This is a genomic window from Desulfofundulus thermobenzoicus (genome assembly GCF_009428905.1).
Classification (GTDB): Bacteria; Bacillota; Desulfotomaculia; order Desulfotomaculales; family Desulfovirgulaceae; genus Desulfofundulus_A; species Desulfofundulus_A thermobenzoicus.
In genome coordinates, this window is sequence record NZ_WHYR01000053.1 from 21,029 (window position 1) to 27,881 (window position 6,853).

Annotated in this window: 8 protein-coding genes; 5 read left to right on the forward strand and 3 right to left on the reverse strand. The window is 57.4% G+C overall.

From position 1 onward, the window contains the following. The first annotated feature begins 48 nt into the window (after positions 1-48). The 4 genes from GFC01_RS15080 (at position 49) to GFC01_RS15095 (ending at position 4,693) form a co-directional block, all read left to right on the forward strand. On the forward strand, positions 49-1,776 hold the full coding sequence (locus GFC01_RS15080; protein ID WP_341474027.1) for a LytS/YhcK type 5TM receptor domain-containing protein: 1,728 nt from the start codon (positions 49-51) through the stop codon (positions 1,774-1,776). Then, the gene (locus GFC01_RS15085) at positions 1,751-2,563 is read left to right on the forward strand and encodes a LytR/AlgR family response regulator transcription factor (RefSeq protein WP_152947994.1); all 813 of its coding nucleotides are present in this window, start codon (positions 1,751-1,753) and stop codon (positions 2,561-2,563) included. The genes GFC01_RS15080 and GFC01_RS15085 overlap by 26 nt, the downstream gene beginning before the upstream one ends. Continuing rightward, positions 2,560-2,781 (forward strand): hypothetical protein, encoded by a 222-nt coding sequence (locus GFC01_RS15090; RefSeq protein WP_152947995.1) that lies wholly within the window; start codon positions 2,560-2,562, stop codon positions 2,779-2,781. Before GFC01_RS15085 ends, GFC01_RS15090 begins: the two co-directional genes overlap by 4 nt. 109 nt (positions 2,782-2,890) lie before the next feature. Then, positions 2,891-4,693 (forward strand): carbon starvation CstA family protein, encoded by a 1,803-nt coding sequence (locus GFC01_RS15095; protein ID WP_152947996.1) that lies wholly within the window; start codon positions 2,891-2,893, stop codon positions 4,691-4,693. A 188-nt stretch (positions 4,694-4,881) separates the two neighbouring features. On the opposite strand, the gene GFC01_RS15100 is transcribed toward GFC01_RS15095, so the two are convergent. The 3 genes from GFC01_RS15100 to GFC01_RS19825 all read right to left on the reverse strand — a co-directional run bounded on the left by GFC01_RS15100 (position 4,882) and on the right by GFC01_RS19825 (position 6,512). Continuing rightward, positions 4,882-5,436: an O-acetyl-ADP-ribose deacetylase gene (locus tag GFC01_RS15100; protein WP_152947997.1), complete on the reverse strand. Its 555-nt coding sequence runs from the start codon at positions 5,434-5,436 to the stop codon at positions 4,882-4,884. Between the two features lie 190 nt (positions 5,437-5,626). Continuing rightward, positions 5,627-6,343: a type 1 glutamine amidotransferase gene (locus GFC01_RS15105; protein WP_152947998.1), complete on the reverse strand. Its 717-nt coding sequence runs from the start codon at positions 6,341-6,343 to the stop codon at positions 5,627-5,629. 40 nt (positions 6,344-6,383) lie between these two features. After that, positions 6,384-6,512 (reverse strand): hypothetical protein, encoded by a 129-nt coding sequence (locus tag GFC01_RS19825; protein WP_279233494.1) that lies wholly within the window; start codon positions 6,510-6,512, stop codon positions 6,384-6,386. A 204-nt stretch (positions 6,513-6,716) separates the two neighbouring features. On the opposite strand from GFC01_RS19825, the gene GFC01_RS15110 reads away from it, so the two are divergent. Continuing rightward, positions 6,717-6,853 (forward strand): glutamine amidotransferase-related protein (locus tag GFC01_RS15110; protein WP_423244404.1); only part of this gene is annotated, 137 nt, incomplete at its 3' end.

Here is a 6,853-nt window from a genome sequence, read left to right on the forward strand (position 1 = left end):
TACTAATTGTCAGACAGGTCGATTAAACAGTTAGAAAGGGTGACTGCAGTGACCTGGTCTTTAGCCCTGACCCTGGCGTACAGATTGAGCATGGTGGCCACAGCGGCCTTTATTCTTTCCCGCATGCCCGCCCTGGGGCGTATTTTATCCCGGCAGCTCACCCCCCGGGACAAGCTGCTTTTAACCCTGGCCCTGGGCGGTATGGGTATAGTGGGTACTTATGCCGCCGTGCCCATCCACGGCGCCCTGGCCAACTCCCGGGTGGTGGGGGTGATGGTGGCCGGTTTGCTGGGCGGTCCCCTGGTGGGGGCCGGAGCGGGCCTGATCGCCGGTGTACACCGCTACCTGCTGGGTGGTTTCACCGCCTTTTCCTGCGCCCTGGCTGCCGTGGCCGAAGGAGCCCTGGGCGGGCTGGTGCAGCACTACTACCGCCGCGGCCCCATTCCGTGGCATGTAGCTTTACTGGCCGGTCTGGCGGGAGAAACATTGCAGATGGCCATTATTCTGGCCACCGCCCGTCCCTTCGGCGAGGCCTGGGCACTGGTGCAGATCATCGGCCTGCCCATGATTATAGTTAATTCCACCGGCGTGGCCATTTTTATGGTCATTGTCAAAACCGCTGCCGAGCAGCGGGAACGCATCGCCGCCTGCCAGGCGCAGCAGGCGCTGCGCATTGCCACCCAAACCCTGCCCTATTTACGACACGGATTGAACCGGGAGTCGGCCGCACAAACGGCCCGAATTATTTATAATTCCGTCAAGCTGGCCGCCGTGGCCATCACCAACGGGCAGGAGATCCTGGCCCATGTGGGCCGGGGGGACGACCATCATCACCCCGGGACTCCCATATTGACCAGCGCCACTTTAAAGGCGCTGGACACCGGAGAGGTCCAGCTGGCCCGGACCAGGGATGAAATCGGCTGCCGGGAAAAGAACTGCCGCCTGGCTTCGGCAGTGGTGGTGCCATTGAAAAGGCGGGAGGTAACCATAGGCACTTTAAAGCTTTATCATGACCGGGAGAACAGCATCACCCCGGTGGACCTGGAACTGGCCCGGGGGCTGGCCCACCTGTTCTCCACCCAGCTGGAGCTGGCCGAAGTGGAATCCCAGGCCCGGCTGCGTGCCCAGGCGGAACTGAAGGCGCTGCAGGCCCAGGTGCATCCCCACTTCCTGTTCAACGCCTTGAACACCATTGTCTCCCTGGTACGCACCAGACCGGAAAAGGCCCGGGAACTGCTCTTAAAACTGGCCAGCTTCTTCCGGTACAGCCTGCGTAAGGATGACCACCCCATCCCCCTGGCCGAAGAACTGGCCCATGTGGAGGCCTACCTGGCCATTGAGGGGGCCCGCTTCGGCGACAAGCTGGCAGTGGTCCGGCAGATCGATCCGGCCACCTTGAGCTGCCCGGTCCCGGCCTTTACCCTGCAGCCGTTGGTGGAGAACGCCGTCAAACACGGCCTGCAACCCAGGCTGCAGGGCGGCTGCGTGGAGATTATCGCCAGCAACAGCCCGGCAGAAGTGGTGGTGACCATCAAGGATAACGGGGTGGGTATTTCCCCCACCGAGCAGGATAAAATCTTTATTCCCGGATACGGGCGGGGGCACGGCCTGGGCCTGTCCCTGGTAAATGAACGGCTGAAGAACCTTTATGGACCGGCATATGCGGTGGATCTAAAGAGCATTCCCGGCGAGGGGACCACCGTAACCCTGCGTTTTCCCAGGGAAGCGCATTCCCAGGAGGTGAAGGAAAATGCCCTTTACAGCAGTTGTGGTTGATGACGAACCCCTGGCCCGGGATGAACTGAAATACCTGCTTTCAGCCCATAAGGAATGCCAGGTTATTGGCGAGGCCGAGGATGCCCGGGGAGCACTGGAACTGGTGGCCAGGCAGCATCCCGATGTGGTGTTTCTGGACATTGAAATGCGGGGAATGTCCGGCTTTGATGCCGCCCGGCAAATGATCAATTTCCCCCACCCGCCCCTGGTGGTCTTTGCCACCGCCTATAACGAATATGCCGTAAAAGCCTTTGAACTGGGAGCGGTGGATTACCTCTTAAAGCCCTTCGAAGACGAGCGGCTGGCTAAAACCATAGAGCGGATTGAAAATCTGAAAAGACATTCCGGTGACTGGGCACAGGCGGTGGAACGGGTGGCCGGGCTCCTGGAAGCCAGAAAGCCCCGGGTGAGGAAACTGCCGGTGGAAAAGAATGGGGAAATTAAACTGCTGGATTACCAGGATGTGATCTTCGGCCGGGCCAAAGACGGGGGTGTTCAGGTTTTCACCGGCAGCGGCAGTTACACCTACACCGGCAGTATGACCGAACTGGAAGGGCGTTTAAATGGTGAGGGCTTCCTACGGGTGCACAAGAGCTTTCTGGTCAATCTGAACCGGGTGGAGGGGGTGCTACCCTGGTTCAAGGGCACCTACTGGCTGGTGATGAACGACCCCAAACGGACGCAAGTCCCGGTGAGCAAAAACCAGGTGAAGGAGTTGAAGTCAGCGCTGGGGCTGGAATGCAGCCCGGAAATCTGCCGTCAAAAACCGGAAGCAAGGGCCAATTGAACATCGCCGGTACGGGCATGGCCTGTTCTGATTATCAAAACAGCCGGGATAATCGATACAATGGGAATGCTGGGAATGCTGTCCCAAAACCCGCGCTCTTCTTCTTCGCCGGCAAAATCGGCTATCCTGTCCCTTTTAAACTCTGGAAAGCTCTTTTCTTGCCATGTTATTTTTCCCCCTTTATGCCTTTTCTGTTGATCGGCCTATATTTCTGGTGACCCCCCCTTTTGTTCCGTTGGTTAATCTTTTGTTAACGGCTTGACCGGCCGGTTTTATACTTTAAATAGACCGGCCGGTTCTAAATATTCAAAACAGGGAGGGAAAAAAATGCGCGGTCTAACCCTGGTGATTACTGCCGCACTGGTATTTATCCTGGCCTACCGTTTTTACGGCGCTTTTCTGGCAGCGAAAGTCCTGGCCCTGGATCCAAAGCGCCGCACCCCTGCGGAAGCCCATAATGACGGCCGGGACTATGTGCCCACCAACCGCTGGCTGGTTTTCGGCCATCACTTTGCCGCCATTGCCGGCGCCGGCCCCTTAATCGGTCCGGTTCTGGCCGCCCAGTTCGGCTACCTGCCCGGCACCCTGTGGATCCTCATCGGCGCCGTGGTGGCCGGTGCCGTCCACGACATGGTGATCCTCTTTGCCTCAGTACGGCATGACGGACAATCCCTGGCGGAAATAGCCCGCCGGGAAGTGGGTAACTTTTCCTACTGGCTGGCTTCCGTGGCCATTCTGTTCCTGCTGATCATTGTGCTGGCCGGCGCCAGCGTATCCGTGGTCAACGCCCTGTTCCAGAGCCCCTGGGGTACTTTTACCGTGGGCGCAACCATCCCCATCGCTCTATTTATCGGGGCCTACCTCAAATGGCTGCGGCCCGGGCGCATTGCTGAGGCCACTGTTATCGGCGTCACCCTGATTATTCTTGGTGTGGTGCTGGGACCGGCCGTCCAACATTCGGCCCTGGCTCCGCTGCTCACCTTTAACAGGCAACAACTTTCCGTGATGATTGCGGCCTACGGCTTCCTGGCCGCGGTACTGCCGGTCTGGCTGCTGCTGGTGCCCAGGGACTACCTGAGCACCTATATGAAAATCGGCACCATGCTGCTCCTGGCCGTGGGCGTAATCGTGGTCAACCCGGTGCTGCAAATGCCTGCGGTGACCCAGTTTGTGGCCGGTGGAGGACCGGTAATCCCCGGCAAGGTATGGCCCTTTATGTTCATCACCATTGCCTGCGGTGCGTTGTCCGGATTCCATGCCCTGGTTTCCAGCGGCACCACACCGAAAATGGTACGCAATGAGGCGGACATCCTGCCCATCGGTTACGGCGCCATGTTGACGGAAGGTTTTGTGGCCCTGATGGCCCTGATTGCAGCCACCGTGCTGCCGGCCGCCGACTACTTCGCCATCAACAGCCCGCCGGAAGTCTTCGCCAAGCTGGGCATGCAGGTGCAGGACCTTCCGGTACTCTCCCAGCTGGTGTCGGAAAACCTGGCCGGCCGCCCCGGTGGTGCCGTGTCCCTGGCCGTGGGCATGGCCGACATCTTCTCCAAAATTGGCGGCTTACGGCATCTGATGGGCTACTGGTACCACTTTGCCATCATGTTCGAGGCCCTGTTCATCCTGACCCTGATTGACGCCGGCACCCGGGTGGGGCGCTACCTGATGCAGGAGATCGGCGGCGTGTTCTACAAACCCTTAAAGGACCACAACTGGTGGCCCGGCATCATCCTGACCAGCGGTATTTTCACCCTGGCCTGGGGATACCTGCTGTACGGCGGCACCATTTCCACCATCTGGCCGCTGTTTGGTGTGAACAACCAGTTGCTGGGCAGCATGGCCCTGGCCATCGGCACCACCATGCTGATCAGGATGGGCAAGGCCCGCTATGCCTGGACCACTTTCGTACCCATGGTTTTCCTGGCGGTTACGACCATCACAGCCGGATATCAAAATATTGTTATCAACTACCTGCCGAAGCACAACTACCTGCTGGCAGCCATTTCAGCGATCATGCTGATTATGGTCATCCTGATCATCGCCGATTCCGTCCGGGTGTGGTTCCAGTTGTTCTCCGGCCGCAAACCGGAAGCAAATGTCCGGACACCGGCAACCGGAACGGCCAAGTAAATGGATAAATAGCTCTCCGGTAACCCTTATCTGACGGCCGGAACAATCCGACTGACAAGACCAAATAGTTCAATAAACACTCAATAGTTTATTACTATCTATTAAACCAGCCGGGTGGCGGCCACCCAGGGACGACCGCCACCCGTTTCCTGATTCATTCCATCAGAGCAACCTGCTGGCAGTTGCCTTTAACCGTCTTCACCTGAAATTTTTTCCCAGGCCTGCCGGTAAACCCGGTAGTCGTCCTCCCGGAAGAGAACAAAACGTATTTCTTCAAAGAAATCGTGTTCCTGCACAAAGTCCCGCACAGTGGTCAGGGCTATAGCTGCCGCCCGTTCCAGGGGAAAACGGTAGGCGCCGGTGCTGATGGAAGGGAAGGAAATGGAACGGATTCCCTTATCCCCGGCCAGGGAAAGGCTGTTATAATAAGCATTTCTAAGCAATTCGTCCTCCCCCCGGCCGCCTCCGGACCATACGGGGCCCACGGTATGGATTACAAACCGGGCTTTTAAATTGCCGCCTGTAGTCATTACCGCCCGCCCTGTGGGCAAGCTGCCTATTTGGGCCACGATCTTTTTGCATTCCTCCAGGATCCGGGGTCCACCGGCCCGGTGGATGGCTCCATCCACCCCGCCGCCGCCCATCAAGCTGGAGTTGGCCGCATTGACTATGGCTTCCGTATCCTGTTTGGTTATATCACCGACCATCAAACGCAGCAGGGTTGAACCGATACGCACATCCATAATTGATTCCCCCCGGGAAATAAAATATTGCCCTGATCATTCGCCGCCAGGGCAATATTTTCCTGTTTGACCTCTATGATATTTATTGTCACCAATCACGCATGAAATTAAACCGGTAACATGACCCTCTGAAATGGTCTGCCCAAACCCCGGCATTTCGTCGTTTTTTATGTTAGCTTATCAAAGTTTTTTACCGCCTGCCTTTTAGAATATCAATCCAGTTGCTTAAAAACTTTCCGGCCACCTGCCGGTATTCATCCCACAGGGCTGCGGTCTGCTCCACCAATCGTTCCGCCGCACCCGCACCGCCAAATTCCGCCAGTTCATCACCATATGCCTGCGCCCAGGTTCTGATGATTTCCGGAGTGACCTCCAGATGAAACTGCAGGGCAAAGATGCCCCGGCCGCAAGAAAAGGCCTGATTGGTGCAGTCATCACCGGTAGCCAGGCGGGTGGCTCCTGCCGGCAGGGCAAAGGTATCGCCATGCCACTGGAAAACGGGAAACTCCCCGGGCAGTCCGGCAAATAAAGGGGACTTCTGGCCGGCGGGGGTAAGGCGGAGCCTGTACCAGCCGATCTCCTGCACCGGATTGCGGGTGACGGGAGCACCCAGGGCTTTGGCCATGAGCTGGCCGCCCAGGCAGATGCCCAGGGCGGGCATGTCCTGCCGGACAGCCTCTTTAATCAGTTGATCAACCTGCTTCAGGTAAGGGTAAGATTCCTCCTCATAAACATTCATGGGCCCGCCCAGGATCAACAGGGCCTCATAGCCTTCCAGGGTGCCGGGCAAAACCGCCCCCGGTTGATCCATTACCCGGATGTCCAGTTCCCAGCCCGCCTCCTCCATGGTCGGCTGCAAAAGGCCGGGTCCCTCGATGTCTATATTTTGAACTACCAGTGCGCGCAATTTATAAACCTCCTGAATAACCATTTCTTATAGATATCCCTTAACACGGCCTGTACCCGGTTACCCAGAAGGAACTGCTGTCCCACCGGCGGGAACCCTCCTCATCGAGGGCTGCAGCTATTTCTTTCTGAGCTCCAGTCATGGCCCCCACCTGCACCCTTTCCATCATATCACAGCCACCGCAGGACCGGCAAGGGCCTTGACACTGCAGCCGGGTTTATGCTAATCTAAACCTGACAACTGAAAGGCGAGTTTTAGAAGAGCGAAGATGAGCCATAGTTGAGACGAGACGACTCGGAGATTTTGGGGTGAGAACCAGCGAGGGGCTGGTTTTTTGTTTTTTCGGTTAAGGCGGGTTTTAACCATGATCGTCATGATCGACAATTACGATTCCTTTGTGTATAACCTGGTGCAGTACCTGCAGGAACTGGGGGAAAAGGTGCGGGTTTTCCGCAACGATCAGGTAACCCTGGAGCAAATAGAAGCCTTCTCCCCCACCCATCTGATCAT